The sequence below is a fragment of the Ligaoa zhengdingensis genome, assembly GCF_014384885.1.
In the GTDB taxonomy this organism is placed as follows: domain Bacteria; phylum Bacillota; class Clostridia; order Oscillospirales; family Ruminococcaceae; genus Ligaoa; species Ligaoa zhengdingensis.
The window spans coordinates 1-931 of the sequence record NZ_JACRST010000088.1; the positions used below are offsets into that span (position 1 = coordinate 1).

Annotated in this window: 2 protein-coding genes; both read left to right on the forward strand. The window is 51.9% G+C overall.

Annotated elements, in window-relative coordinates:
* Positions 1-489, forward strand: a 489-nt coding sequence (locus tag H8711_RS13805; protein ID WP_249283903.1) for a TraM recognition domain-containing protein, incomplete at its 5' end; no start/stop codon positions are given.
* An 89-nt stretch (positions 490-578) separates the two neighbouring features.
* Positions 579-794: a Maff2 family mobile element protein gene (locus tag H8711_RS13810; protein ID WP_016306504.1), complete on the forward strand. Its 216-nt coding sequence runs from the start codon at positions 579-581 to the stop codon at positions 792-794.
* Positions 795-931: the final 137 nt, after the last annotated feature.

Here is a 931-nt window from a genome sequence, read left to right on the forward strand (position 1 = left end):
TACAAAGACCATTCCGAAACCATCATGGGCAACATGGACAGTATCGTATTCCTCGGAGGCCGGGAGGCTTCCACCCTAAAGGATATTTCGGAAAACTGGCTGGGCAAGGCCACCATCTCCATGCAGACCGAGGGCCGAAGCCGTGGACAGTCTGAAAGTTACAGCCAGAATATGCAGCGGCTTGGCCGGGAGCTGATGACCACCAGCGAGATCACCACCATGCCCGGAGATAAATGTATCTTGCAGCTTAGGGGGCTCCCGCCTTTCCTGTCCCCGAAGTATGACTTGAAAAAGCACCCGAATTACAAGTACACAGCCGAATTTGATAAAAAGAAAAACGCCTTCCGCTTGGAAAGCCTGTTCCGCCACCGGCCATTGAGACTAAAGCCGGAGGACGAATACACGGTGTACGAAGTGGACGGCTCCGACACAGACGAAGAAGCTGACCTGTTGAACTTCGATGATCTGGAAAGCGACGAGTTCGTGTAACTTCGGGCCATGATGACCCGAAGCGCCGCCGATGTGGGCGGCTTTTTTTGTACCCAAAACCATCAAACAAACAAAATGGAGGAACATATATGGAATTTTTCAATCAGGCAATCGACATTCTCAAAATTCTGGTCATGGCTCTTGGCGCCGGTCTGGCGGTATGGGGCGTCATCAACCTTCTGGAAGGTTACGGGTCGGACAACCCTGCGGCAAAATCACAGGGCATTAAGCAGCTCATGGCTGGCGGCGGTGTCGTTCTGATCGGCCTTCAGCTTATCCCTCTGCTGTCCGGCCTGTTCAGCTAAGTGTCACCCGTTGTCCCTTTTTCCAGAAAAGGAGCTGATGTATGGACTTTATCATCGACGCAATCGTTGAATGGCTGAAAGGTCTGCTCGTCGATGGTATCATGGGAAATCTGGACGGCCTTTTCGATAACGTCAAT